Consider the following 25423-nt stretch of genomic DNA (forward strand, 5'->3'; position numbering starts at 1 on the left):
ATTATATAGTAACGACTATTTATTCTATAAAAGAAAGGGATGAACAAATGTCCAACAAAAATAAAGGGAAAGTATTTTATGGTAATGATTGTTGCGAAGTAAGAGCTTGCAGCTATATTAAGATCTCTAAGGCAGAACTAAAAGAGTATGCTAGACTCCTTCAAGCTCTTGGTCATAGTATTCAAGCTGTATTTCAAAACCCTTCTCAAGAAAACATCGATAAACTAATTGCTCTCCTGAATAATCTTCAAAAATTCCTCAGTTGCTTAGATTTATCACCTGCACAAGAAAAAATTGGTAGTTCTATTATCGCTAACTTATTAACTATCCTAAAGTCCTCACCCTTCTCATGCGGAGCATTGTACGTTGAGCTACAAAGTTTGCTTAATTATTTATTGTATATTGCTAAGTTATTCAAAATCGATTGCTGTGCTATCGATAAACTAGTTAAGCTCATTACAGAAATTCAAGCTATCCTAGTTCAATATGGATCAGATTGCCTTGGTGGAGGAACAATAGGACCTACTGGACCTACTGGACTTCAAGGACCACAGGGTATTCAAGGCGCTCAAGGTGCTCAAGGACCTGCCGGTGCTACTGGTGCCCAAGGTGCTCAAGGCGCTCAAGGTGCTCAAGGACCGGCGGGTGCTACTGGTGCCCAAGGTGCTCAAGGTGCTCAAGGACCTGCCGATGCTACTGGTGCCCAAGGCGCTCAAGGTGCTCAAGGACCAGCGGGTGCTACTGGTGCCCAAGGCGCTCAAGGTGCTCAAGGACCGGCGGGTGCTACTGGTGCCCAAGGCGCTCAAGGTGCTCAAGGACCGGCGGGTGCTACTGGTGCTCAAGGTGCTACTGGACCGGCGGGCACACCAATTCCTGTAACTATAGCAGCAATAGGAAATTCTAATCCTCAAACTATATCTCCTGGAACAAACATCCAATTCAATCAAGTTTTCGAATTAAATAATATAACTTTTAACGACACTTCAGATACTTTAACTATTCTAGAAACAGGAGTATACGATATTAGTTTCTCAGCATCTACAACCTTCCCGGGTTCTTCACCATTTGGATTCGGTATTTCATTCGACGGTCAACCACCTACTCGTAATTTTTCAACTAACGTTATCGGTAGTGCTGTTTCTTTCTCTACAATCGTTACTTTACAAGCTGGTACAACAATCGCTGTACAACCTACAGCAAATACTATTTCTATTCCTAACACTGGTGACACAACAGCTACACTATCAGTCTTCCGAATTTACTAACTTTTAGTTTTTATCTTATTTTTGAAAGACCAATAATATTTGATTTATAGTAATTTGTATTACTTTGATTGTATGTTAAATCTCTCTTTTAATAAAAAGGAGTACTTATTTTGGAGGATAAGTACTCCTTCTTTACGTTTCTTTACTTCAAATTTACTTTAGCTTAATTCTCTTTTTGTATGATAAATAGTGAAGACAAAGACATGAAAGAGGGATGATAATGAGAATTATATCACTGACACGTTTTTGGTTTGTTCTTATGGTATGCATAATTTTATGTATAGGATTTCTTTTAACTCTAAAATATTCAAACATTTCAAAAGCAGAAAGAAAAACAGTTCCATACGAACTTCTGTATACAAAACAAAACAACATCCCGTATTCCTCTTCCACACAAAATGAAAAAAAGGTTATAAAAGGAATGCTTATTACAGAAGCTTCTAGTTACGAAGCGCTACTTCAAATTGCTGAAACGATTAAAGATCAGTATACAAATAAAAAAATTGATGAAATCACACTTTCTATCCACAATAAAAATAATAGTAATTATGAAGAAGAATTACCTTACGAACCTATTAGTAAAGGTACAGTAATCGTCACATACGATTCTCAATCCTTTGGCAGTACGAACATTATACTTAACGAGTAATATCATTTATCCCAATTGATATGTACTAATAACTAGTAAAGGTAAACAAAAATCTCCACCGATTAAAGTTTTACTTTATTTTCCATACGAAAAAGAGGCGAATTTCGTTATTCGCCTCTTTCTTTTACCAAAATGATGGAATCCACTCTTTCACTTTGTCAAACCACTCTTGTTGCTCTTTTTTTCTTTGTTGTTCCTCTTCTTTTCTTTTTTTCTCTTCTTCTTTCCTTCGTTTTTCTTCCTCAATCATTTTTAATTGCTTTGTATAATCCGCTTCAGGTATTAGTGATAACTGAAATGCCTTTTGAGCTGGATTTCCATTCGCTTTCTTCATAATGTCCCGGAACATTGTCGTTGTAATTTGACTTCCCCCCGGCACATAATGCTCACTATCCGTTTTATCATACCCTACCCAAATCGCACCTACTAAATCCGGTGTGTATCCAACAAACCACGAATCCTTCGCACCAGCGCTTGGTCCATTCACAAGCTGGGTAGTCCCCGTCTTGCCTGCGGTATCGATATTATTAACTTTCGCTTTTTCACCCGTTCCCCTTTCAATCACACCTTTTAATAAGTATGTCATCTTTTGGGCAACTTTCTCGTTCGTCACACGAGTTTCTTTCTTATACCATTTTCCAATTGTTTCTCCTTCAGCATTTTGGATTTCTCTAATGGCATGAGCTTCTACTTGGACACCATCATTTGCAAATGTGCTATACGCTTGAGCCATTACAAATGGAGAAGTCCCTACATGCATACCTCCTAAAGCAATCGGATACGTACGATCTTCAGGCTCTAATGGAATACCAAACTGCTCTAAAGATTTCAATCCTTTATCTAATCCAATTTGCTCTAATAACCAAACTGCTGAAACATTATATGACTTTGCCACTGCTTCATACATCGTCACATTACCATGGAACGTATGATCACTATTTTGTGGTGCATATTCTTTAATATTAAATGGTTCATCTTTTAAAACATCGTATACTTCATATCCTTGTTCTAACGCTGGTACATACACTGCAAGAGGCTTTAACGTTGAACCGGGCTGCCTTTTTAATTGTGTTGCATGATTAAACTGTAAAAATTGATAAGGACCTCTGCCTCCAACTAAAGCTGGAACACCGCCAGTTTTTGGATTCATAAGGACCACTCCAGTTTGCATAAGCTGATCTGAACCACTATCTTTAAAATAACTATCATTATTCACAACATCTTCAACCGCTTGTTGTTTTTTCGGGTCAAGTTCCGTATAAATACGATAACCACCTGCTAAAATTTCATTTTGTGTTAATTCATACTTGTCCATCGCTTCTCTAACAATATAATCTACGTATTGAGAATATTTCCCCTTATATTTATCATCAACACCACGTCGTAATACAAGACCTGATTCTTTCTCCTGGTTATATTGTTCTGCAGAAATATATCCTTGTTCCTTCATTAAACCTAATACGACATTACGTCTTTCAATGGATTTATTAAAGTTTTTATACGGCGAATACGCAGATGGCGCTTTAATTAATCCTGCAATCGTTGCAGCTTCTGAAATTGTTAAGTCTTTTACCTCTTTATCAAAATAAGATTTAGCTGCTCTTTTTATCCCCCAAGCACCTTCACCAAAATAAATTTGATTCATATACATTTCTATAATTTCATCTTTTGAATAAGTACGCTCTATTTTTTTTGTTAAAAAATATTCCTTTATTTTACGTGAGTATGTGCGATCTTGTGTTAAAAATACATTTTTTGCAAGTTGTTGTGTAATTGTACTACCACCAGCCACAACTTCACCAGCTGTAATGTTCTTAAATACAGCGCTTATGATTCCACTATAGTAAATGCCATGATGACTAAAAAATTCCTTATCTTCTACTGCAACAATTGCTTGAACCATAATATCAGGAATATCTTTCCTTTTGACCCCTTCTGTTTTAGAAGAAGCTAATTTAGTCGCAACTTCATTATTTGCATCATAAATTAAAGTCGGTTGTGGCACAGCTTGTTTTAATTCAGATATATCTTGAATGGAAATTATTATATTTACAGCAATAAATAGAGTAACGAGCAAACTTCCCAATACAATTAATGAATTGCGTAGTTTTTTCCTCTGATTGAACCACTCAAGCGTTTTTTTAAAGTGAGTGTTCTTCAATTTCATTCGTTCACTTCCTTCGTTTGTTTACACGCTTCTTTTTAAAAGGAAGAATATACCTCCTTTTAAATTTATTATAATAACGTAGTCTTTCCTATAGTGTAAAGCTTTTCTTTCACATTCATACTTTTTACAAGAAAAGGACATTCTACAAGTAAGATATTCACCATTAGTATTAATATTATTAATGCAACAATGTGAGTTATGTTAAGTTTTTGTAAACTTTTCGATAAAATGTTTTAAAAAACGACAGTTTTTTGTTAGAATTGACTAGCCAATATATTTTACATATATTACTTTTGTGGGGGTAACAATAATGGTCTTTAAATCAAAAAAAGATAAATTTTCTGAAATGCTAATGAACGTTTCCGAAAATTTAAAAGAAGGCGCGCAGTTTTTCGTGGAGTATAAAATTAAAAATGCTAGCGATTTAAAAGAGTTTTCTATGCGCATGAAAGAGTATGAGTCGAAAGGTGACTCATTTATTCACGAAATCATTATGGAGCTAAACAAAGCGTTTATTACTCCTATTGAACGTGAAGACATCCTACAGCTTGCAATGAGTATGGATGATGTATTAGACGGATTAGATCACAGTGCTGGTCTATTCGAAATGTATTCTATTACAGAAGCTGATGAATACATGATTAAATTTGTTGAAGCAATTAATCAATGTGCGATTGAGATTGCAAATTCTGTTGAATTACTGTCTAAAAAGAAATTAGTCGACATTCGTACAAATGCGATTAAGATTAAGGATTACGAGTCACAATGTGACGATATTCGCCGTCACGCGATTAAACACTTATTCTCTCGTGAAAAAGATCCGATTAAAATTATTCAATATAAAGAGATTTACGAAGAGCTTGAAGAAGTAGCTGATAGCTGTCAAAGCGTTGCAAACGTATTAGAAACAATTATTATGAAGAACGCGTAAGGAGTTTGATCATGGATACACTCTTGATACTGACCGTTTTAGTAGTCATTTGCGCTTTAGCTTTTGACTTTATCAATGGATTTCACGATACAGCAAACGCTATTGCAACGGCTGTTTCAACGAAAGCTCTAAAGCCTAGACATGCAATTATTATGGCAGCTATTATGAACTTTTTAGGTGCAATGACATTTACAGGTGTAGCAAAAACGATTACAAAAGATATCGTTGACCCATTTGCTTTGCAAAATGGTTCTCTTGTAATTTTAGCTGCTTTGCTTGCAGCAATAGCTTGGAACTTAATTACTTGGTACTACGGTATTCCAAGTAGTTCTTCGCATGCAATCATTGGTGCAATCGCAGGTGCAGCAATTGCTGCTGCTGGTTTTGCCGCTTTAAATTTCAAAGGGTTCATAAAAATTATTGAAGCTTTAATCATTTCACCGATTATCGCTTTCGTTATTGGTTATATCGTATACAGTATTTTTAAAGTAGTCTTTAAAAACTTTAACTTAACAAAAACGAATAAGAACTTCCGTATATTCCAGATTTTCACTGCAGCATTACAAGCTTATACACACGGTACGAATGATGCACAAAAAGCAATGGGAATCATCACGATGGCTCTTATGGCCAATAACTATCATACTTCTGACGACATTCCGTTCTGGGTACAATTATGTTGTGCAATCGCAATGGGACTTGGTACTTCTGTCGGTGGATGGAAAATTATTAAAACTGTCGGTGGACAAATTATGAAAATTCGTCCTGTAAATGGTGTAGCTGCCGATTTATCATCATCACTTGTTATTTTCGGTGCAACATTCATTCACTTACCGGTTAGTACTACGCACGTTATCTCTTCTTCTATTTTAGGGGTTGGTGCTTCTCATCGTGTGAAAGGTGTAAAATGGGGAACTGCAAAACGTATGTTAATTACATGGGTTATTACACTTCCAATTTCAGCTTCTTTAGCTGCGTTATTTTACTCCTTATTACACTTAATCTTTTAATTAAAAGTCGTCTTCCTTATTTTTCTAGGAAGACGACTTTTTTGTGAACAAGCCTATTTCTTATTAAAAAGCGTGTATAATGATTGGTGGATAAGTTATATAGAGGAGTTGGCAATTTTGGAATACATCATGTTACTTTTCATCGGATTAATCGCTGGGACAGTCGGGAGCCTAGTAGGGCTTGGGGGCGGAATTATTATCGTTCCGTTATTAATTGGATTACACAGTTTATCACCACAGCTCGCAGTAGGAACTTCTATGGTAACAGTCGTTTTTACAGGGCTGTCTTCTACCCTTACATACATGAAACATAAACGGGTAGATTATAAAAGTGGACTTATTTTATTTATCGGGAGTGGCCCTGGTGGTATTATCGGGTCATGGGCAAACAAATTTTTAAACCAAGATACGTTTTCTTTATACTTTGGGATTTTTCTTATATTCGTCTCCATTCTTCTTATGCTACGAGACAAATTACAACCTCTTTCCCTATCAAATATGACTGTAATTAAACGATCTTTTACAGATAAAGAAGGAAATACTGTAGACTATCAATTCCCACCATTTCTCGCTATCTTTATTGCCTTTATAGTTGGATTTATATCCGGATTATTCGGGATCGGTGGTGGCGCCTTACTTGTGCCAGCGATGATGCTCCTTTTTGCGTTCCCAGCACACATTGCTGTAGCAACTTCGATGTTTATCGTATTTTTATCAGCAATTGTAAGTTCTGCAACTCACATCTCCCTTGGAAATGTTAGCTGGATCTATGCATTAATTTTGATTCCTGGTGCATGGATTGGTGGAAAAATCGGGGCTTATATTAACACAAAATTAAGCGGTAATGCCGTAATTAATTTATTACGTATCACATTAATTATTCTTGGAACTAGATTAATCATTACTTCATTTTTATAACGCGTTCTTTCTAGAATGCGTTTTTTCTTATACACATGAATATAAAAAGGCTCCTAGGAGAACAAATAAAACTAAACAAACACTTAATAGCATAAAATTTGAAATATGTACTTTCTTCAAGTTGATCACTCCTATAGCTACGACTCTTATCTTTATGATAGCGAAAAAACCGGTCGCATGCAGTTACAAAGTGCTAACAATGCAAAATCATTTATTACAAATTTTATCCTTATATTTCATTTCTTTGTATAATCTATCGATTCAATAAAAAAAGATGTCATATTGACATCTTTTTAGTGAAGAAGTGACCATCCCATAAAGTCTTCATGTACTTGGCACGCCCTCTTATCGTTTCGATCATATAATTCAGCATAACTATCTGTTTCTTCATCATAAGCCATCGTATAAATAATTTGGCCGTCTATTTCAACGGATAAAACGACTCCACCTTTCATCTCTTCTACATGAATGATAGCATTCGCCGGAATTCTCATATCCGTCATCTTCATCGCATCTAACAATATACTAAACCCCCTACAGCGTATTCATTGCTAGTACTATTACACACTAAATAGTATACTACTGTAATAGCATACATTTCGTCAATGAAATTGCTGTTTAAAAAGCATAGTGTCTTTATACATTTACGCTAAAATATAAGAAATAGAAATGTTTTAATGGGGGGCTAACATTGATTCTACATAAGGGAGATGTATTATTCCGTCAAGGTGAGGACGGTCCATTATATTTTATAAAAACAGGTTTATTAAAAGTTATTCGGTTAGAAGCAAACGGAACACCATTTTTATTTAATATTATCGTTCCTGGTGAAACGATACCTCACCATTCTTTAATTTCACCGAAGGAATATCACGGTACAGCTATCGCTTTAATGAAAACAGAAGTTGAGCCTATAATTAGCAATGAATGGTACGATCAACTCCAGGCAAATCCTGCATCTTATGAAAATATCGCTATGCAATTGCAATCGAAATTAAGAATGATGCAACAGCGTATCGATCAATTGACAACTGTTTCTCCTAAAGAGCGCCTTCATCGTTTACAAGAGTGGTTCACCTTATATTTAGGTGACATCCCTATTTATGAAATATTAACACAAACTGAAATTGGTCAGCTCATAGGTGTACGCCGCGAAACAGTAAATCGCTTATTAAGAGAACAAGCAAAAAACGAGGTAAAATAATACCTCGTTTTTTGTTTAGCAACGTTAATCTATTGTAAGCTTGCTGCGGGACCGAAAAATTCATAATGAATGTTCTCTTGTTTAACACCCAAATCAATCAATGTAGCATTTATATGCTTCATAAATGCTACTGGGCCACAGAAATAAAATTCTGCTTCAGTTGTTGGAATAATAGTTTGTAACCATTCACGTTCAATGAATCCTTCTTTGTCAAAATTCTTCATTTCCACATCTCGCTCTGTCGGTGAAGAATAGCAAGTATATGCTTTCACTTGTTCATACTCTTTTTCTACTGTCTCAACATGCTCTTTCATCGCATGTGTATTACTATTTATCGCTGCATGAACAAAGCATACATTACGCTTTAATTCTTGTTCGATTAGCGTATTTAACATACTCATCATCGGTGTAATACCTACTCCACCACTAATTAGTACAACAGGTAATGTTGACTCCATATTTAACACGAAATCTCCCGCTGGTGCACTTACTGGTAAGACATCTCCTTCTCCTACATGATCATGTAAGTAATTAGATACTTTACCATCTGGTGTATCTACACCTTTTTCTTTCTTTACACTAATGCGATAGTATTCTTTTCCAGGAGCATCAGATAAGCTATATTGACGATTATGCGTATATGTTTCACCTTCAATATTTATTTGAATCGTTACATATTGTCCTGGGATGAATGAAGAAACTTTCCCACCATCTTCAGGTTTTAAATAAAATGATGTAATAACGTCACTTTCCTTCACTTTTTTAACAATCACAAAGTTGCGGAAATCTTTCCATCCACCTTCTTTATGTGCAGCCTCTTCATACATATCCGCTTCAATGCTAATGAATGCATCAGCAATGACGCCATACGCTTCTCCCCATGCATTTAAAACTTCATCAGGTGCGCCTGCGACCTCTTTAATCGCTCGTAGTAAGCATGTACCTACTATTGGATAATGCTCTGCTTTAATACCTAAACTTCTATGTTTATGACCGATTTGCTTTACAACTGGAATAATAGCTTCTAAATTATCGATGTACATTGCAGCTGCATAAACCGCATTTGCTAATGCTTGTTGTTGTCTTCCCTTTTTCTGGTTCGTATGGTTGAAAATATTCAATAACTCCGGATGTTCCGAAAATAAAATTTGATAAAATCTCGTTGTAATTTCAACGCCTTTTTCCTGCAATAACGGTACTGTTGATTTTACGATTTCAATTGTTTTTGCACTTAACATTGTATCCCACTCCTCTATTTCTTTAACTGTTTTTAGTTTAACTGAATTGTATAATACATATTGTGATTTTAATCACTATTAACACGGTGTTTTTGTGAAAAATATATGAACATTGCACTTACAAAAAAAAATAAGCCAACTAGAATTCTAGCTAGCTTATTATTTGGACTGTATTGCTTGTTCAATTACCCTTATATCTTTCCCATCTCCAAATTCTGTATACCCCCAGATGTTCGTTTCACCTCTATATTTATTTACGATAATATCTAAGTCATGGTATACACGATGGGCATAAACTACATACTCAATATTTTGAAGTTCCACACCTTTTTTTACAATTTCATAGCTTCTATTTACATCGCGTTTTATTGTTTCATTCTTTATTTCTATATGTATATTTTTTAAAGACGATTCTTGTTGTTGAAACCATTGTTTAAATTGGTTCCAGTCCCCTTCTGTATAATTCTCTGCTTTACCATAATTTAAGAAATTATTATAACTTTCATGTGTCATACGAATAAAATCTAGCACTTTTGTCTCTTCTTGCACATCATCTATTTGAGCTATTGTATTTACCTCTGCAGGCTTATTCGCATAATGTAACAGCACTTTCATAAGACTATAGCTCGCAATGATCATTACGATAATAATCCCGAATACACTTAACAATTTCCTCATATTACAGAACTCCTTCTCTACTAAAGATGTTACAATGTATGACTATACTTGTAACATTCTCTCGTAGAAATGTAATTTCTGTATAAATCCTTCCTATCATTTCGACAATATTTTTCTATACATTTCTCCTTGGCAAATGTTCTTGTAAAACAATATACCCTTCATAAGCTGTGTAACCGAGTATAGCCATTAATCCGATATAACAAGCAAATACCATCCATTTCGTTTTCGTATCCACTTTATAATAGTTTTCCTGTTGTCTCTTTTCTGTATCCCATTCCTGTAATTTTCTTTCCGACATTTCAAATGCTTCTCTTATATGAATTGTATGTGTTTCTTTTTCATCTTCATATGGGACGTAATCCAGCGGCTCAAACTTTGGTAAAAGATACTCTAGCACTTCAATCTTTTGAAGCTCTCCTGTTTTTAATTCTTTCTCTCTTTCTTTTTGCCTTAATACATTTATTTCATGTTGCATCAAATATATATTTCGATGCACTGCACCAGTTTCTTTTAACTCCTCTTCAAGCCTTGCAACATATTCTTTCATTCCATCAATTCTATATCCTAATTCCTTAATTGGCCCATCTCTCTTTACTACTCTATATAATTCCATACAGCCGATAATAAAAATAAAACCTCCCAAAATACTTTTGAAGTAAATAGAATATCCAAGTAGTAAAACAAGCCCCGCTCCCCAAATTTTCGTACTTACAACTGAAATAATCCGCCCGCCATCTAACGGAGAAACTGGAATTAAGTTAAAGAAATTAATCATACTCCCAAGTAAAATAACAAGCGCCCAAAACGGCTCTTTCGTTATTATATAAAGTGGGATTGCGGGTAAAAATGAAAGTAATCCGAAAAGAGGCCCCATATATGCAATGTAAGCTTCATCTTTTGCATTTTTCGGCATCTCTTTCATCCCAATAAGAGCTCCCATAAATGGTATGAAGATTGCTGGAGATGTTGGTATGCCTTTTCTTCTAGCTGCCCATAAATGCCCCATTTCATGAACAAACAACAAATAAACGAGTGCTACTCCAAACTTCCAACCATATATAACTGCGTATGCACCAAGCGATAAGAACATACTAAATACTGTTGAAAACTTTGCTAACTTAAAAATCGCAAATATCCATTTTAACTTTGATAGTAAAAACAACCCTATTGCGACGATAACTCCCCATAATCCTTTTTTATTATTTTTCATTTCCCTCTCCTTTATCTCGATTTACTGAGCCATATACACTCATCAAAACTTATTCTTTTCTCTATTATGACATATTTTTTTCTATTGCTAGAAATAATGTTTATTTCATCCATTTTTAGCCAAAAATATAAATGAAAGGAGGCATGCACAAATGAAATTACAATCTCTTATGATAGGTGCTCTATCGTTTTTAGCTTCAACTCTTATTTTTTATACCGTTAGCTACTACGTATTATTATTAGATTGGTTGCCAAATCACTTATTTATTGCTCTTATCATTCTTTCCGCTCTTATGATTTCTTTTCTTATTACACGAAAATCAATGAGTGAGCCATCTGCAAAAGCAAAGTAATAGAGAGGGGAGTCTTTCCCCTCTCTTATCATTTCCTAGGAAAATCTATATAGACTTTACGATTCACATTTATCTCGATTAGTAAAAGCTAATAATCAGTAGTGGATGCCCTCCACTGATTAAAGTTTCACTTTATCTTTGTAAATTCATTTTTTCACCATACTCTTTAACAATTTGAATAATGTTTCGAAATGCTCCTACTTTTTCTTTCTTACTATTTAATATTTGCAAACCGTAATTATCATAATAGCTTTCTAGTGCTTTTAATTGTGATTCTGAAGCATCTTTTATGGGAACAGTAACCTTCAATTCATACTGTTTATACCCTTCCTTTACTTTTTCAGCTGAAATTATTTCACTTTCTTTTGCTCCAATTACTTTTTGAACCTTTTCCGGGAAAATCAATTGCAAATAATATTCTTGTTCCTTCGCTAACTTATTATATAGTGATTGTGAAATCGTATATCGTACTGTATAATTCATTTTTTGATCACCCGCTTTAATATGAAACGCGGTAATCTGCAAATCTTTTTTCGTTACTTCTGTTAAAGGCCCTACCTGCATCTCATCTTCTTTTTGTTCTGGAATTTTTGGAAATATAGCCAAAAGTTTTTCCGTATCTTTTTCGTTCAGCATATACATAGCTTTTTTATATTGCATCCATCCCCGTCGATCTTCTCCTCTTAACCATGCATAATACGTTTCTATTTTCCCATCTCTACTAATTTGTATTTCATATTCTGGTTCACCAAAGCTACCTGTTACTTCTTGTTTTTCTGCTTTGTTTATAATATCCACCACTAACTCCGCATCCATTTTCTTTAATTTTTTTTCTTCTGTACCTTTTTGTATAACAATTACTTGTAATGGTTCTTTCACTTCATTCACTGTCTCCTCTACTTGTTTCGATTCTTTCTTTTGCTCGGCTTGACCACACGACGCGAGTAAAATAACACATAAAAAAATTAAATATTTCCCTTTCAAATCAATTCTCCTTTTCCAATAAGAAATTCTTATAATCCTCATACATAAAACAAAAACGTTACATTATATAGAATGAGCTATACTATACACTGAAGGGAGGATTTTACAATGTCCATTAATTTTCATGATGCAAATAATAGGTATACGTATGCAAGTCGTAACGCACATATTTCATGGCAGGAAACAATAAACAATATTGTAGATGTGCAAAATAAACAAGTAATTGATATAGGTTGTGGTGGCGGCATTTATACGAAAGAACTTGCTCTTATGGGAGCCAAAAGTGTTGTTGGGCTTGATTTTTCAAAAGAAATATTACAAGCTGCAAAAGAAAACTGTAACGGCTTCCCAAACATTTCATTCATTCACGGTGATGCGCACAACATTCCATACCCTAACGAAACATTCGACCTTATCATTTCGCGTGCCGTCATTCACCACTTACAAAATATCCCTATTTTTATACGAGAGGCTTCTCGCATATTAAAAAAAGGCGGTATACTGATTTTACAAGACCGAACTATTGAAGATTGTACAATTCCAGGAAGCCCTGAACACATTCGTGGATACTTTTTCTCTGTATTTCCAAAACTCATTGAAATAGAATCAAAAAGAAGACCAAAAACCACTACTATACAGCAAGAATTACAACAATATTCTCTTCAAGCGTTCCCCATACAAACACAATGGGAAGTACGAAAAACACATAATTCTGTAGAAGCATTGCTACAAGACCTATCTCCCCGAACCGGACGATCCATTCTATATGAATTAACAGATCATGAACTTTCTCAACTTCTACTTCATATCCAAACAGCATTACAAAACGTCTCTCCTATTATCGAAAGAGATCGTTGGACCATTTGGAGCGCCATGAAATTGTAAGGAAGGAAGCCTCACAAAATAATGTGAGGCTTCCTTCTTTCATAATCTAATTTTGCAACACTCTTGATATCCTCCACTCCTGGCCTGTGCACTTCCACACTTCGGACATACTAAATATCTAGACTGATTTGTCAACAAACTACCTTTTTGAAAGAGTAAAACTTCTGCTTGTTTAAACGAACGCGAATAATATAACCACATAAAACCAATTATAGCAATAATGCCAAATAATACTCCCATCGCAAGCATTTCAGTCACCTCTTTTGGTTTGTTCTTTCCAGCAAGTGGATTGTTGTATTATTCTCTGTAAATTCTAACAATACCTTCTTTACTCCTATAAATATCGATTTTCTCCATAAACTTTACAATTCCCTATAATGTTTTACAGCATTTTTACAAACAGCATTCAACCTTATATTCTCAGCTATATTTCTACAGGTAAATATATTTCCCAAAAAATATGTTGACTTTCTAAAAAAAACATGTGAAAATACTGTCAGAATACTTGAATAAAAATTCATTGACGAGAACGAGTACGTTATAGGACTGTTCCCCAGAGAGTTGGCGATTTGCTGAAAGCCAACGTTCAGTGCTTAACCGAAAATCATCTCCGAGAAGTAGAACCGAATGCTGAAGTAAGTTCTTACCGGATGTCCCCCGTTACAAGGAACACGTATCATGTTGTACGTTGCAAAGCCGTATACATATAGATTTATTTCTACATGTATAAATTAGGGTGGTATCGCGGGTAAATATAACTCGTCCCTTTCTTTAGGGACGAGTTTTTTGTGTTCTTACCATGAATTTACAAAAAGGAGGAAAAACAATGAACACTGTATCAAAAAAACATGTTTTTTTCACAGGCCTTATGCTATTTTCTTTATTTTTTGGGGCAGGAAATTTAATTTTCCCTCCAATGCTTGGACAAAATGCTGGTGAAAACTTTTGGCCAGCGATGATTGGCTTTTTACTAACAGGAGTTGGTTTACCGTTACTTACTGTTATCGCTATTTCTTTATCAGGAAATGGAATGCAGCAACTTGCAAGTCATGTTCACCCATTATTCGGAATTTTCTTTACAGTAGTTGTATACATTGCAATTGGTCCATCTATGGGCATTCCACGTGTTGCTAATGTCGCTTATGAAATGGGAGTTAGTTCTTTCTTACCAGAAACCATTCGCTCTAGCAGCCTAGTGCTATTTTTATACACAGTCATCTTCTTTTCTATCGTATTTTGGCTTAGTTTAAACCCTTCTAAGCTCGTCGATCGTATCGGAAGTGTATTAACACCTATTTTATTACTCTCTATTTTTTTATTATTCGTTAAGAGTGTATTTACACCCCTCGGGCAATCTGGACCAGCCATGCAAGAGTATCAAACTTCTCCAATTTTCAAAGGTTTTATGGAAGGATACTTAACGATGGATACCATTTCAGCACTTGCATTTGGGATTATCGTTGTAAATGCAATTCGCTCAAAAGGTGTGAGTGATCGTAAATCAATTGCCATCGCAACAGCAAAAGCAGGACTTATTGCCGCTACTGGTCTCGTACTTGTATATGGTGCACTTGGCTGGCTCGGTACAACTAGTGCCTCTCTCGGATACGCAAAAAATGGGGGACAGCTACTTACCGTTATCGTACAACAATTATTCGGTCCATATGGTCTAATTCTATTATCTCTTATCGTTACACTCGCTTGCTTAACAACATGCGTTGGACTTGTATCTGCATGCAGTCAATACTTCTCAACATTATTGACAAAATTTTCATACAAAATGTTAGCAAGTGTCATTTGCTTGTTAGGATTATTAGTTGCCAACTTAGGTTTAACAAAAATTATCGCAATCTCTGTTCCTATTTTACTTGTTGTATATCCAGTTGCAATTGTACTCGTGTTATTATCATTACTTCATAAATATTTCGGTGGCTATCGATCTGTTTATGTATGTGCTTTAATCGGAACAGCGATTGTGAGCGTTTTTGACGGATTAAAACAAGGGAATATTCCTGTTTCATTTATCACATCTTATTTTGAGTTTATTCCATTGTATAATGAAGGAATTGGCTGGTTAGTACCAGCATTAGTTGGGGCTATTATCGGTTTTGCTATCGCAAAATTAAGTGGTGCAAAAACTGTACCATTAACGGATAATTCACCTGAATCAAAAGCATCATAAAAAAAACTCCCATTTTGGGAGTTTTTTTACATTTGATAAGAAGTATGATTAAAGCTACTCACTTTATAAGCTTTCGTATAGTAATCAATATTCGTATCCACTGTTTCTACTTTTACAACATCATAGCAATCTTCTTGCTTTACTAGAAATAAATAATATTCTTCTGTCGCCTCGATAATTGCGATACGATCTGTTTCAATATCATATTGTTCACAAAGTGCTTGCAACGCATTCACATAGTTACCTAATTTTTTCGTTTCATCCATTCCAAATATCGTTTGAACTAACATACACTCTCTCCCCTTTGTATGTACTGTTAACAATATAATGATAACGCTTACAATGTTAAGCGTCAACAAAAAGCTTTGACCATATATAGTCAAAGCCTCCTTCTTATTTCGTCAATTGATGTCTAAACGCATAAATAACCGCCTGTGTCCTGTCACTTACATTTAGCTTATTTAATATATTACTCACATGTGTCTTTACTGTTTTGAGGGCAATAAACAACTCATCTGCAATCTCTTGATTACTTTTCCCCTCTGCAATTAATAACAAAATTTCAGACTCCCTTTCTGTTAACTCCTCATGCAAAGGTTGTTCTTTCTTCTGACGCATACGAGACATCATTTTGCCAGTAACTTTTGGCTCTAATACCGTTTCTCCATCATAAGTAGCTCGTACAGCGTCTGCTATATCACTCGCTCTTGATGTTTTTAATAAATAACTTGTCGCCCCCGCCTCAATAACAGGATACAACTTCTCATCATCTAAAAAGCTCGTTACAACCACAATTTTCGCTTCTGGCCATTCCTGAATAATAGCACGTGTTGCTTCAACACCGTCCATCTCATCCATGACAAGATCCATCAAAATAATATCCGGTCTTAATTGCAGTGCTAACTCTGAACCTTTTCTTCCATTTTCAGCTTCTCCAACTACTTCAATATCTGGCTGTGTTGATAAATATGCTGATACACCCATTCGAACCATTTCATGGTCATCAACTAGTAATACTTTTATCATGACTCTCCCCCTCTCTCAATCATAATCGGTACTTTCACTTCTATTTGCGTACCTTTATTTGGAAAACTAAGCACTTTTAATGTACCACCAATTTCATGAACTCGCTCTTGCATTGATCTTAAGCCGTATGAACCTGCCTTATTAACCCCAACTTTAAAACCAACACCATCATCAATAATTTTCAAAATCGCATATTGATCAATTTTACGTAGGCGTACTTCGGTTTTCTTTGCCTTCGCATGCCGTAAAGTATTAGACAACGCCTCTTGTACAATACGGAATAAATGATCTTCTACACCTTTTTTTAATTGAATTGGTTCAATTAACCATTCAATTTTCATATGTTGCTTTCTAGACAGTTCTGTTAATAATTCTTCTATACCCTCTGTTAGTTTCTTACCTTCTAACTGCACTGGGCGTAAATGAAGGAGCAATGCTCTCATTTCTGATTGTGCATTTACAACCATATTCTCAACAAGCTGCAACTGTTTTTTCGTCGTGTCTGGAATTTCAGCTACTTGTTCATTAATAGCTGACATCATCATCGACATTGCAAAAAGCTGCTGACTTACAGAATCATGCAGCTCTCTCGCTAATCGATGCCTTTCTTGAGAAATCGCTTCTTGTCTCATCTCTTCATTCCAATGGGCTCGTTCATTTGTTACTTTTTGAAATAGCCCAGCTTGCTCCTCTAATCGACGAGCCAGAACGATTACTTTTCGTTCCACTTCATGAAATTCATCATCCGCAGTAAACGAAACATCACTCGGAAAATTCCCTCGTTCTACTTCAAATAGAAAAGTATTTAATCCTTGTATACGCTGCTCTATATAATAACCGATTGCATACCCTACAATTCCTCCGATAAGAAGACTAGTACTCATAATAAACAAGCCAATTGGAACAGAAGCAATGGATTCTTTCCATAGTAAATCATAAACTTGTTGTTCGCTTTTCCATACATATACAATTGTACAAATAAGTGCGATACTCACAGAGGACAACATAGAATAACGAATATACATCCACGAAATATTCTTTTGTTTTTTCATTATACTTTCCTCACTTCCGTATCGCCTACGACAAGCGAAGAAATAATTTTTATACGGCGAGGAGCTTCTTTATACTGTTCTGTTCTAAACGTAACATTACGGTTAAATCCTGTTTCTTCGTGTCCCGGCAAGAGCACTCGCCCAACAATAACAGAATGATTTAAAGACAGTTCGATATCATATGGCACATATAAACGAATATTACCAACGACTCCCCGAATAACAATTACCGTTTCTCCCTCTGGAATCATCGCAGTTGTTAAATCAATCTCGACATCACAAGCACCATATTGGACATTAATATCCTCAAGTTCATAAATATGATCCATCATTCGTACATTACCTACGAACATATTTTTTATATACGGTTCTGTACGATATATTTGTTTTTCTTCATCTATATATCCCTTTTCTTTAATTTCAACTTTCATTGCTTTTTGCTGATGTCCTTGTTGAATAAGTTGATAACCAATTAAAGCTAAACAAGCAAATACAACAAGTACGAATGCTGCTGATGAAAATAAGAAGAATAAGAATACAATACCACCGACAAATAAAAATACATTCCCTCTTACATAACGATTTTTCTTTCGGTAATGCCTTCCAAACATAATCATAATAAATGCAAAAATTAGACCACCTGGTTCAAAATGTCCGAGTATCATATCAAGAAAAAGACCGAATCCAAATATGATGAGGAGCATCCCCATTAATTGTGTTTTTGAAAAGTGCTTCTTCATTTCAGCTCCCCCCCCCTCTTTGTCACATATACATAGAAGAAAAGGCATTGCTTTCCAACACCTTTTCTTCTATCACTATATCATAAGCCTGTTTTATTATATACTACAATTATTTTGTTACTTCTTTCGTTAACGATACTTCATTTTTCTCTTTCATTTCACGCTCAAGTTTTGCAATTTTCATATCAAATGTATCACGCTCATGCTCTTCATTTATACGAAGCTCTAAGTCACGAATGTGATCTTCAATCTCTTCGAATCGTAAGAACGGATTATTTTCATCCATTTTATGAATAGCAGTATTCATACGGCGGTTTGCATGCGCCATATTTTCACGTGCCATTAATTCCATACGCTTTGCGTTCATTTCTTTTAATTTATTTTTCATTTCTGAAAGACGACGCTCTAACTCATCAATTTGCTCTACAACACCAGCATACATTTCTTCTAAGCGAGTTACTTGCCCTTCATAATACGCTACTTCTTCTAATGCACGTTCATGCAATTGTAATTCGCCTGCTTCTTGTGCGATGATAGCTTGCTTTGATCTTTTATTAACGAAATAACGTGCTTGCTCAAGTTCACGAGCGAAGTTAGATTTTAATGTTTTATGACGCTGAATTAACTTCTCAATTTTTGTTATTTCACGCTCACTATCGCGTAAATATTGGTTTAACATAGCAATTGGATTTTTTCTTTCTTTCTCATCTAACACGTTATGAAAATCAGCTAAAATTGCATCGCGTACACGTCCGAATAAAGATTGTTTCATTATAAATCTTCCTCTCTTCTACTTTATAATTTGATTTATTTTATATTAGTTTTTCATTAACTTGTTCCACTCATCTTCAAAGTTGCTATATGGTTTAGAACTTTCTGGAGCAGAATCAACAACTACATTTTTTTCTTTCTTCCACTCACGGTATCCGTAGTATAAGACTACTAATGCTGCGATACCGATTAATGCTGGGGAATGAGAAAGTGCAATGGACAAACCGATTAAACCAACAATACCCCAAGCTAACTTCCCAAAGAATGATTTAGCTCGCACAAATGATTTATAGCTCCAGTACACAACTCCTGCTCCAATGGCGAATCCTACAATACCAGCAAGACTACCAAGAGCAATTAAAGCCAAAATACCGGCTGCGATAAACGCTAGAAATTGTTTCATCTTGTGCTTGCCTCCCTTCGATTTGATACTCTTATCTTAACTATTTTTTCTTTTTTCCATAACGAGCTTAAGAACCGTTTTGAACTCAGACTTAAGACTGAGTTCAATTCAGCCTTTTGTAAAAACATAAGGTAGGATAGGATAATTCCCTCTTTTATCACGCATAAAAAGCCGTACAGAGAATATTCTCTGTACGGCTTCTGTTACTACGAATAACATCCATATTTAATTATGCTGTTTTATGATACTTTTTCTTTTCCGCCACTTTAGAAAACCTCGGGAAACCAATTAATATAGAAATAATTCCACATACTCCAACCAAAATTGGATAAAATGCGTATGGTAACAATTCAATTGGAGATAACGCGGCAAACCCTGCCGCAGTTAACATTTGAGCACCATACGGAATTAATCCTTGCACACAACATGAGAAAAGATCTAATACACTCGCTGATTTACGTGGATCAATTTCATATTGATCCGCAATGTTCTTCGCAAGAGGACCAGTAAAAATAATTGAAATCGTATTATTCGCTGTACACATATTCGTCATACTCACTAAACCAGCAATACCGAACTCTGCTCCTTTTTTCGAACGAATGTTACGTGTTAAAAGATTCATTAAATATTGAATACCACCATTATATTGGATCAGTTCAACCATACCACCGATTAATATAGCAAGTAATACTAACTCCATCATACCGCCCATTCCAGTCGTTACACTTTTAAAGAAACTTTCTAACGTGTAACTTCCATCTATAAGACCGATAGCACCAGATAATACAGTTCCACCAGTTAACACAATAAGTACATTCCAACCAAGTAACGCTGTAATAAGTACTCCTGCATATGGTAAAATCTTTATCCAGTCAAAACTATGTGCTTTAACTTGTGTATCACTTCCTAAAGTAATTATTACTAATAGAACAATTGTAATAATAGCCGCTGGTAATACAATTAAAAAATTTGTTTTAAACTTATCTTTCATTTCTGTTCCTTGTGAACGAACAGCTGCGATTGTTGTATCTGAAATAAATGATAAATTATCACCAAACATCGCTCCGCCAACAACAGTAGCCATCGCAAGTGCAATTGAGATATCAGTTTGCCCACTAATACCTACAGCAATTGGTGCTAACGCTGCAATTGTTCCCATTGAAGTTCCCATCGCTAATGAAATAAATGCCCCGATAATAAAAATTCCAGCTACGATAAATCCTTGCGGCAAAATAGATAACGCTAAGTTAACTGTAGAATCAACTCCGCCCATTCCTTTAGCTGTTTCAGAAAAAGCACCTGCAAGAACAAAAATTAATACCATAATCATAATATCCGGATTTCCTGCACCTTTAGCGAATCGCTCCACTTTCACATTAAAGCTTTCTTTGTGATTCATCGCTAAAGCGACTCCTACAGCAATTGAGATTGCTATAAGTATCGGCAATTTATAGAAATCACCTGTAATAATTCCAGAACCAATAAATAGCGCCAAAAATATACCAAGTGGTAATAAAGCTAAACCATTTCCTCTCGTTTCTTTCAAAGTACCATCTCTCCCTAGTTTCAACCTTTTTTCTAATGAATAACAAAAGACCTCTTCCAACGAGAAGAGGTCTTATACATCTATAAGAAACGCTCTTCTCATCTTTCAAGCACATGCTTGCTGGATTTGGCACAGCACTCTAAAATCGAGTCCGCTGCCGAGGCATCGTAGGGCCAGTCCCTCCGCCTCTCTTTATAAGAAGGTTTCATATTTATTTTTTAATAATAATTTCTTCCCTAACTTTACTCGCTTACAAAACAAAAGTCAATTATTTTTTGTATAGATTTTTTTGGTAATTATACAAAAATTTGAATACAACAATCATTTTAACTTTTTGATTTCTTCTTCCAATATTGAAATCCAATAAAATTCACTCTTTTTTATTGTAGCTATGATACATTTCGTAGTGTACCAAGCTAACTCATACTCTTCTTTTGTAACATCGCCACTTTTATAAGCATTCTCTAGCTCATCTTCATCCAATACATACATTTTACCATTCGGTAATAACACTACATCTAAATATAAATCATCAAAATAAGGTAAACCACGATCGTCTACTTTAAATTCTTTCGTCACATCGATATAATATTGCACTAATTTTTTTTGATCGTCTAACATAGCTGTAATTGCAAAGTTTTTCCCGTTTATAAAATATTGAATCCATGTATACCCATCACCTGCAATGCAAAGTTCTTTACTATTGTACTCTTTATAACTAGGCTCTCTCACCTTTTTTATGTCTAGTATTCCTAACATTCCCTCTTCTACTTGCTTAACCCTATAATCCTTCTCTATTAGTCGCTTCCACGAAGAACCGTCACCATATTTACGTTTCATTACGTCCGCTCCTCTTCTATATATAGAAAAGCCCCCACATATTATGTGAGAGCTTGTTCATATTATAATTAAGCTGCTTGACCCTTTTCAGATATCTCTTTTAAATAGGCTTGTCCTTTTTCAGCGTCATATTGACCTTCCCACTTAGACATAACTACAGCCGCTAAAGAGTTACCTACAACGTTAACTGCTGTACGAGCCATATCAAGAATACGGTCAATACCTGCAATAAACGCTAAACCTTCAGCTGGAATACCTACTGTACCCAGTGTTGCTAATAATACAACGAATGATACGCCCGGTACACCTGCGATACCTTTTGATGTAACCATTAATACAAGTAATAACGTAATTTGTTGTGTAATGGATAATTCAATACCGTACATTTGCGCTAAGAAAATTGCCGCAATCGCTTGATATAAAGTTGATCCATCTAAGTTAAATGAATAACCTGTTGGAATAACGAAAGATGTAATTGCTTTCGGACAACCGAACTTTTCCATTTTCTCCATAATTTTCGGTAAAACCGTTTCTGAACTTGCTGTAGAATACGCTAAGATCAGCTCGTCTTTTAAAATCTTAAAGAATTGGAAAATATTTATTCCAAAGATTTTCGCTGTAAGTCCTAATACGACTACAACGAAGAATATCATTGCCCCATATACTACAATGAGTAATTTCCCTAATGGAATTAATGAAGCTAATCCGAATGTAGAAACTGTAACACCAATTAATGCAAATACACCAAATGGTGCAAACTTCATAACTTGGTTCGTTACATAAAACATTGCATCTGCTACACCTTGGAAAAATTGTAGAACTGGTTTGCCACGCTCACCAACTGCTGCTACACCTAAACCAAATAATACTGAGAAGAAGATAATAGCCAGCATATCACCTTCAGCTAATGATTTCATAATGTTCGTCGGAACAATATTTACAAACGTATCCGCGAACGAATGACTTTGTACTTGCTCTGTCGTATGTGTATATTTAGAAATATCTGTTTTTGTTAACTTATCCATATCAACGCCTTTTCCAGGTTGGAAAATGTTTGCTATTAATAGACCAACAGCAATTGCAATCGTTGTAATAATTTCAAAGTAAATAATTGTTTTTCCGCCTAGTCGGCCTAACTTCTTAACATCGCCAACACCAGCAACCCCAACAACAATACTTGCTACAACAATCGGTACAACAATCATCTTAATTAATCGGATGAAAATATCACCAATTGGTTGTAAGTACTTCACCACTTCTGGATTGCCAAAGAAAATCGCCCCAACTGCAATACCAAGCGCAAGACCAATTAATATTTGCCATGCAAGTCCTATTCTTTTCATACTTGTTGTAACCCCCTCGATGTGTCACTCTATCTATCCCTCATTCTATCTATATCTATAAAACTAAGAAATTAAGAGTATTACATATTATTCGACAATTCACTACATTTTGTCCCTGTTAAAAATCATAAATCAAAAATTAAAATCTGACAACAAAATAAGTTTGCACGAATGCAAATAATTTTCTTGACAAAAACAAACCCCATGTCAGAAAACCTCACATGAAATCGATTCCTCACTAGTGATTGATAGGTTTTTAAAATACTGTTTCATTATGGAAAACTCCATCATTTCCCATGATTTTAAAAAGAAATATAGAAATTGATATCTTTTTCTATACATTCAAGAATTTTAACTTTATGACAAACACTACGAAAAGATACTAAATTCCGACAAAACTTAGCAAAATTATAAAATTTTCTTTACATTATGATTACAACGATAGACACTCTTCTTCTCATGATATATAACATTCATAGGGAAAGGAGCCAGACAACAATGAAAAAGAAATTTGCAGCGATTAGTGTTTTAGCAGCAGGAACGATTTTTGCTTCCCCGTTACTTTCACCCGTGTACGCTGAAACAAATCAAGATAAATTAACTGACATTCAATCCGAATTAGAAGGCAAACAAAATGACTTACAAAATAAATCAGCTGAGAAAGAACAAATAGAAAAAGAAATCCAAGAATTACAAAAGAAAATCGACGAATTAACTACTTCTATTAATAAAAACGAAGCTGAATTGAACGATACAAAAAAAGAAATTAGCAACACACAGCAAGTTATTACCGAAAAAAAGAAACATATAGAGCAATTACAAACGAATATAGATACACGACAGGAAGTTATTAAACAAAGACTACAATCTATGCAAGAAAAGCCTCGTACGAGTATCATTACAGAAGTAATAACAAGTTCTGCAAATATTGCCGATCTTGTTGATAATATGTATTCTGTAAGTTTAATTTTAAATAACGATACAGATATTGTGAAAAAGCAAACAAGTGATCAAAATGCTGTGACGACAGAAAAAGAGGCTGTTGAGAAAAAAGAGCAACAACTGAAAGAATCTGAGCAAAAATTAGAACAAAAACAGCAAGAATTGCAAAGTAACCAACAACAGCAACAAGCTCTTATTAACGATCTACATACGAAAGTAGCAAAAGTAGATTCAGAGATTGAAGGGTTAGAAGAATCAAAAGGCATTTTAGAAAACCAGCGTCAAGCTGTTCAAAAAGCAATTGAAGAAGAAAAACGTGCGGAAGAAGCACGTAAAGCTGAAGAGGCACATAAGGCTGAAGAAGCACGCAAACAAGCTGCTACACCTGCTCAGGCTGCTCCAGTACCACACGATACGAATATAGGTGGATTTATTAAACCAGCAGCCGGATCGAAAACTTCTGGGTTTGGCACACGTTCTTTAGATAACCATAAAGGAATTGACATCGCAGCTTCGGGAACGATTCCAATTATTGCCGCTGCAGATGGCGTCGTTATCCGTTCAGAATTATCATCTAGTTACGGAAACGTTGTATACTTATCTCACCGTATAAACGGAAAAACATATACAACTGTATATGCACATATGAGTAGCCGTTCTGTATCTAATGGACAGACCGTAAAACAAGGTGATCAACTTGGATTTATGGGGAATACTGGACAATCCTACGGACAACATTTACACTTTGAACTTCACCTAGGAGAATGGAATGTCGGTAAGACAAACGCAGTTGATCCATCTCCTTATATCGGATTATAAAAAACTCGGTGCATACCGAGTTTTTTTACTATCATTTCACACTTTGTAGGCATTTCACATAGACTACAACTAAATGCCTATATTTTGCGAGGTGATAAATATGAATACACAATTACAACAAGAAATAGAAGAAGCAAGAGAAACATACATTGGCCGGCTATTTACATTCGGTGGCTCAGCGTTATTTTTAATTGGTTCTTTTATCGCTGTTGTCACAGCTTATAAAGCATATAATCGCTTATTAAATACACCTACAACACAATAA

The 25423-nt window shown here is 35.1% G+C and carries 27 protein-coding genes, 1 riboswitch and 1 other annotated feature; of the genes, 11 read left to right on the forward strand and 16 right to left on the reverse strand.

What is annotated here, in order from left to right; translation table 11 throughout:
• Positions 1 to 47: 47 nt before the first annotated feature.
• Positions 48 to 1265, forward strand: coding sequence for a Gly-Xaa-Xaa repeat protein (locus ACP6L7_RS04935; protein WP_430528903.1), 1218 nt, complete (start codon positions 48 to 50; stop codon positions 1263 to 1265).
• A 220-nt stretch (positions 1266 to 1485) separates the two neighbouring features.
• Positions 1486 to 1914, forward strand: coding sequence for a hypothetical protein (locus tag ACP6L7_RS04940; protein ID WP_097831759.1), 429 nt, complete (start codon positions 1486 to 1488; stop codon positions 1912 to 1914).
• Positions 1915 to 2038: 124 nt separating this feature from the next.
• Here the strand turns inward: ACP6L7_RS04940 and ACP6L7_RS04945 are convergent, their stop codons facing one another.
• Positions 2039 to 4081 (reverse strand): transglycosylase domain-containing protein, encoded by a 2043-nt coding sequence (locus ACP6L7_RS04945; protein WP_430528904.1) that lies wholly within the window; start codon positions 4079 to 4081, stop codon positions 2039 to 2041.
• Between the two features lie 310 nt (positions 4082 to 4391).
• Between ACP6L7_RS04945 and ACP6L7_RS04950 the strand changes: the two genes are divergently transcribed.
• From ACP6L7_RS04950 to ACP6L7_RS04960, 3 genes are all read left to right on the forward strand, one after another.
• Positions 4392 to 5012 carry a DUF47 domain-containing protein gene (locus ACP6L7_RS04950; RefSeq protein WP_000231446.1) on the forward strand — a complete coding sequence of 207 codons (621 nt, stop codon included), beginning with the start codon at positions 4392 to 4394 and terminating at the stop codon, positions 5010 to 5012.
• Between the two features lie 11 nt (positions 5013 to 5023).
• Entirely contained in the window at positions 5024 to 6022 is a 999-nt protein-coding gene (locus ACP6L7_RS04955) for an inorganic phosphate transporter (RefSeq protein WP_097831761.1), read from the forward strand.
• A gap of 117 nt (positions 6023 to 6139) precedes the next feature.
• A complete protein-coding gene (locus ACP6L7_RS04960) occupies positions 6140 to 6940 on the forward strand; it encodes a sulfite exporter TauE/SafE family protein (RefSeq protein WP_097831762.1) in 801 nt (266 codons plus the stop codon).
• A 293-nt stretch (positions 6941 to 7233) separates the two neighbouring features.
• On the opposite strand, the gene ACP6L7_RS04965 is transcribed toward ACP6L7_RS04960, so the two are convergent.
• On the reverse strand, positions 7234 to 7461 hold the full coding sequence (locus ACP6L7_RS04965) for a hypothetical protein (RefSeq protein ID WP_000883004.1): 228 nt from the start codon (positions 7459 to 7461) through the stop codon (positions 7234 to 7236).
• A 170-nt stretch (positions 7462 to 7631) separates the two neighbouring features.
• Between ACP6L7_RS04965 and ACP6L7_RS04970 the strand changes: the two genes are divergently transcribed.
• Positions 7632 to 8144, forward strand: coding sequence for a Crp/Fnr family transcriptional regulator (locus ACP6L7_RS04970; protein ID WP_097831763.1), 513 nt, complete (start codon positions 7632 to 7634; stop codon positions 8142 to 8144).
• Positions 8145 to 8173: 29 nt separating this feature from the next.
• Here the strand turns inward: ACP6L7_RS04970 and hmpA are convergent, their stop codons facing one another.
• The 3 genes from hmpA to ACP6L7_RS04985 form a co-directional block, all read right to left on the reverse strand.
• Entirely contained in the window at positions 8174 to 9382 is a 1209-nt protein-coding gene (hmpA, locus tag ACP6L7_RS04975; protein ID WP_097831764.1) for an NO-inducible flavohemoprotein, read from the reverse strand.
• A 159-nt stretch (positions 9383 to 9541) separates the two neighbouring features.
• Positions 9542 to 10060, reverse strand: a complete 519-nt coding sequence (locus ACP6L7_RS04980) for a hypothetical protein (protein ID WP_097831765.1) — start codon at positions 10058 to 10060, stop codon at positions 9542 to 9544.
• A 115-nt stretch (positions 10061 to 10175) separates the two neighbouring features.
• Positions 10176 to 11273, reverse strand: coding sequence for a site-2 protease family protein (locus ACP6L7_RS04985; RefSeq protein WP_097831766.1), 1098 nt, complete (start codon positions 11271 to 11273; stop codon positions 10176 to 10178).
• Positions 11274 to 11424: 151 nt separating this feature from the next.
• Between ACP6L7_RS04985 and ACP6L7_RS04990 the strand changes: the two genes are divergently transcribed.
• Entirely contained in the window at positions 11425 to 11625 is a 201-nt protein-coding gene (locus ACP6L7_RS04990) for a hypothetical protein (protein WP_097831767.1), read from the forward strand.
• A gap of 132 nt (positions 11626 to 11757) precedes the next feature.
• Here the strand turns inward: ACP6L7_RS04990 and ACP6L7_RS04995 are convergent, their stop codons facing one another.
• The gene (locus tag ACP6L7_RS04995; RefSeq protein WP_141533339.1) at positions 11758 to 12609 is read right to left on the reverse strand and encodes a YhfM domain-containing protein; all 852 of its coding nucleotides are present in this window, start codon (positions 12607 to 12609) and stop codon (positions 11758 to 11760) included.
• Between the two features lie 108 nt (positions 12610 to 12717).
• Between ACP6L7_RS04995 and ACP6L7_RS05000 the strand changes: the two genes are divergently transcribed.
• Positions 12718 to 13494, forward strand: a complete 777-nt coding sequence (locus tag ACP6L7_RS05000; RefSeq protein WP_097831768.1) for a class I SAM-dependent methyltransferase — start codon at positions 12718 to 12720, stop codon at positions 13492 to 13494.
• A 39-nt stretch (positions 13495 to 13533) separates the two neighbouring features.
• On the opposite strand, the gene ACP6L7_RS05005 is transcribed toward ACP6L7_RS05000, so the two are convergent.
• On the reverse strand, positions 13534 to 13743 hold the full coding sequence (locus ACP6L7_RS05005; RefSeq protein ID WP_000880630.1) for a hypothetical protein: 210 nt from the start codon (positions 13741 to 13743) through the stop codon (positions 13534 to 13536).
• A gap of 262 nt (positions 13744 to 14005) precedes the next feature.
• Positions 14006 to 14264: a binding site (T-box leader), on the forward strand.
• 56 nt (positions 14265 to 14320) lie between these two features.
• On the opposite strand from ACP6L7_RS05005, the gene brnQ3 reads away from it, so the two are divergent.
• Positions 14321 to 15676 carry a branched-chain amino acid transport system II carrier protein BrnQ3 gene (gene brnQ3, locus ACP6L7_RS05010; protein WP_097831769.1) on the forward strand — a complete coding sequence of 452 codons (1356 nt, stop codon included), beginning with the start codon at positions 14321 to 14323 and terminating at the stop codon, positions 15674 to 15676.
• 26 nt (positions 15677 to 15702) lie between these two features.
• Here the strand turns inward: brnQ3 and ACP6L7_RS05015 are convergent, their stop codons facing one another.
• The 9 genes from ACP6L7_RS05015 to gltP all read right to left on the reverse strand — a co-directional run bounded on the left by ACP6L7_RS05015 (position 15703) and on the right by gltP (position 23397).
• Positions 15703 to 16059 carry a DUF3992 domain-containing protein gene (locus ACP6L7_RS05015; RefSeq protein ID WP_141533338.1) on the reverse strand — a complete coding sequence of 119 codons (357 nt, stop codon included), beginning with the start codon at positions 16057 to 16059 and terminating at the stop codon, positions 15703 to 15705.
• Between the two features lie 10 nt (positions 16060 to 16069).
• Entirely contained in the window at positions 16070 to 16702 is a 633-nt protein-coding gene (locus tag ACP6L7_RS05020) for a response regulator (protein WP_000598709.1), read from the reverse strand.
• The gene (locus ACP6L7_RS05025; protein WP_097831770.1) at positions 16699 to 17754 is read right to left on the reverse strand and encodes a sensor histidine kinase; all 1056 of its coding nucleotides are present in this window, start codon (positions 17752 to 17754) and stop codon (positions 16699 to 16701) included. Before ACP6L7_RS05025 ends, ACP6L7_RS05020 begins: the two co-directional genes overlap by 4 nt.
• Positions 17754 to 18494: a cell wall-active antibiotics response protein LiaF gene (liaF, locus tag ACP6L7_RS05030; RefSeq protein ID WP_000716083.1), complete on the reverse strand. Its 741-nt coding sequence runs from the start codon at positions 18492 to 18494 to the stop codon at positions 17754 to 17756. Before liaF ends, ACP6L7_RS05025 begins: the two co-directional genes overlap by 1 nt.
• A gap of 109 nt (positions 18495 to 18603) precedes the next feature.
• Positions 18604 to 19266 (reverse strand): PspA/IM30 family protein, encoded by a 663-nt coding sequence (locus ACP6L7_RS05035; protein ID WP_097831771.1) that lies wholly within the window; start codon positions 19264 to 19266, stop codon positions 18604 to 18606.
• Positions 19267 to 19311: 45 nt separating this feature from the next.
• Positions 19312 to 19668 carry a lmo0954 family membrane protein gene (locus ACP6L7_RS05040; RefSeq protein ID WP_000808645.1) on the reverse strand — a complete coding sequence of 119 codons (357 nt, stop codon included), beginning with the start codon at positions 19666 to 19668 and terminating at the stop codon, positions 19312 to 19314.
• Positions 19669 to 19897: 229 nt separating this feature from the next.
• Positions 19898 to 21214, reverse strand: a complete 1317-nt coding sequence (locus ACP6L7_RS05045; protein ID WP_097831772.1) for a Na+/H+ antiporter NhaC family protein — start codon at positions 21212 to 21214, stop codon at positions 19898 to 19900.
• Between the two features lie 95 nt (positions 21215 to 21309).
• Positions 21310 to 21415: riboswitch (SAM riboswitch) on the reverse strand.
• Positions 21416 to 21535: 120 nt separating this feature from the next.
• Entirely contained in the window at positions 21536 to 22054 is a 519-nt protein-coding gene (locus ACP6L7_RS05050) for a ribonuclease FAU-1 family protein (RefSeq protein ID WP_097831773.1), read from the reverse strand.
• Positions 22055 to 22122: 68 nt separating this feature from the next.
• Entirely contained in the window at positions 22123 to 23397 is a 1275-nt protein-coding gene (gene gltP, locus ACP6L7_RS05055; protein ID WP_002086711.1) for a glutamate/aspartate:proton symporter GltP, read from the reverse strand.
• A gap of 498 nt (positions 23398 to 23895) precedes the next feature.
• Between gltP and ACP6L7_RS05060 the strand changes: the two genes are divergently transcribed.
• A complete protein-coding gene (locus ACP6L7_RS05060; protein ID WP_097831774.1) occupies positions 23896 to 25158 on the forward strand; it encodes a murein hydrolase activator EnvC family protein in 1263 nt (420 codons plus the stop codon).
• Positions 25159 to 25258: 100 nt separating this feature from the next.
• Complete coding sequence (locus tag ACP6L7_RS05065) at positions 25259 to 25423, forward strand: hypothetical protein (RefSeq protein ID WP_002135196.1); 165 nt, start codon at positions 25259 to 25261, stop codon at positions 25421 to 25423.

Origin of the sequence: Bacillus silvicola (assembly GCF_050524305.1) — a bacterium.
GTDB lineage: Bacteria > Bacillota > Bacilli > Bacillales > Bacillaceae_G > Bacillus_A > Bacillus_A cereus_AT.

Bases quoted from the DNA above. Each gene is read 5' to 3' on its own strand.
- ACP6L7_RS04935 (WP_430528903.1), top strand. From the start codon at position 48: ATGTCCAACAAAAATAAAGGGAAAGTATTTTATGGTAATGATTGTTGC.
- ACP6L7_RS04940 (WP_097831759.1), top strand. From the start codon at position 1,486: ATGAGAATTATATCACTGACACGTTTTTGGTTTGTTCTTATGGTATGC.
- ACP6L7_RS04945 (WP_430528904.1), bottom strand. From the start codon at position 4,081: ATGAAATTGAAGAACACTCACTTTAAAAAAACGCTTGAGTGGTTCAAT.
- ACP6L7_RS04950 (WP_000231446.1), top strand. From the start codon at position 4,392: ATGGTCTTTAAATCAAAAAAAGATAAATTTTCTGAAATGCTAATGAAC.
- ACP6L7_RS04955 (WP_097831761.1), top strand. From the start codon at position 5,024: ATGGATACACTCTTGATACTGACCGTTTTAGTAGTCATTTGCGCTTTA.
- hmpA (WP_097831764.1), bottom strand. From the start codon at position 9,382: ATGTTAAGTGCAAAAACAATTGAAATCGTAAAATCAACAGTACCGTTA.
- ACP6L7_RS04980 (WP_097831765.1), bottom strand. From the start codon at position 10,060: ATGAGGAAATTGTTAAGTGTATTCGGGATTATTATCGTAATGATCATT.
- ACP6L7_RS04985 (WP_097831766.1), bottom strand. From the start codon at position 11,273: ATGAAAAATAATAAAAAAGGATTATGGGGAGTTATCGTCGCAATAGGG.
- ACP6L7_RS04990 (WP_097831767.1), top strand. From the start codon at position 11,425: ATGAAATTACAATCTCTTATGATAGGTGCTCTATCGTTTTTAGCTTCA.
- ACP6L7_RS05000 (WP_097831768.1), top strand. From the start codon at position 12,718: ATGTCCATTAATTTTCATGATGCAAATAATAGGTATACGTATGCAAGT.
- ACP6L7_RS05005 (WP_000880630.1), bottom strand. From the start codon at position 13,743: ATGCTTGCGATGGGAGTATTATTTGGCATTATTGCTATAATTGGTTTT.
- brnQ3 (WP_097831769.1), top strand. From the start codon at position 14,321: ATGAACACTGTATCAAAAAAACATGTTTTTTTCACAGGCCTTATGCTA.
- ACP6L7_RS05020 (WP_000598709.1), bottom strand. From the start codon at position 16,702: ATGATAAAAGTATTACTAGTTGATGACCATGAAATGGTTCGAATGGGT.
- ACP6L7_RS05025 (WP_097831770.1), bottom strand. From the start codon at position 17,754: ATGAAAAAACAAAAGAATATTTCGTGGATGTATATTCGTTATTCTATG.
- liaF (WP_000716083.1), bottom strand. From the start codon at position 18,494: ATGAAGAAGCACTTTTCAAAAACACAATTAATGGGGATGCTCCTCATC.
- ACP6L7_RS05035 (WP_097831771.1), bottom strand. From the start codon at position 19,266: ATGAAACAATCTTTATTCGGACGTGTACGCGATGCAATTTTAGCTGAT.
- ACP6L7_RS05040 (WP_000808645.1), bottom strand. From the start codon at position 19,668: ATGAAACAATTTCTAGCGTTTATCGCAGCCGGTATTTTGGCTTTAATT.
- ACP6L7_RS05050 (WP_097831773.1), bottom strand. From the start codon at position 22,054: ATGAAACGTAAATATGGTGACGGTTCTTCGTGGAAGCGACTAATAGAG.
- gltP (WP_002086711.1), bottom strand. From the start codon at position 23,397: ATGAAAAGAATAGGACTTGCATGGCAAATATTAATTGGTCTTGCGCTT.
- ACP6L7_RS05060 (WP_097831774.1), top strand. From the start codon at position 23,896: ATGAAAAAGAAATTTGCAGCGATTAGTGTTTTAGCAGCAGGAACGATT.
- ACP6L7_RS05065 (WP_002135196.1), top strand. From the start codon at position 25,259: ATGAATACACAATTACAACAAGAAATAGAAGAAGCAAGAGAAACATAC.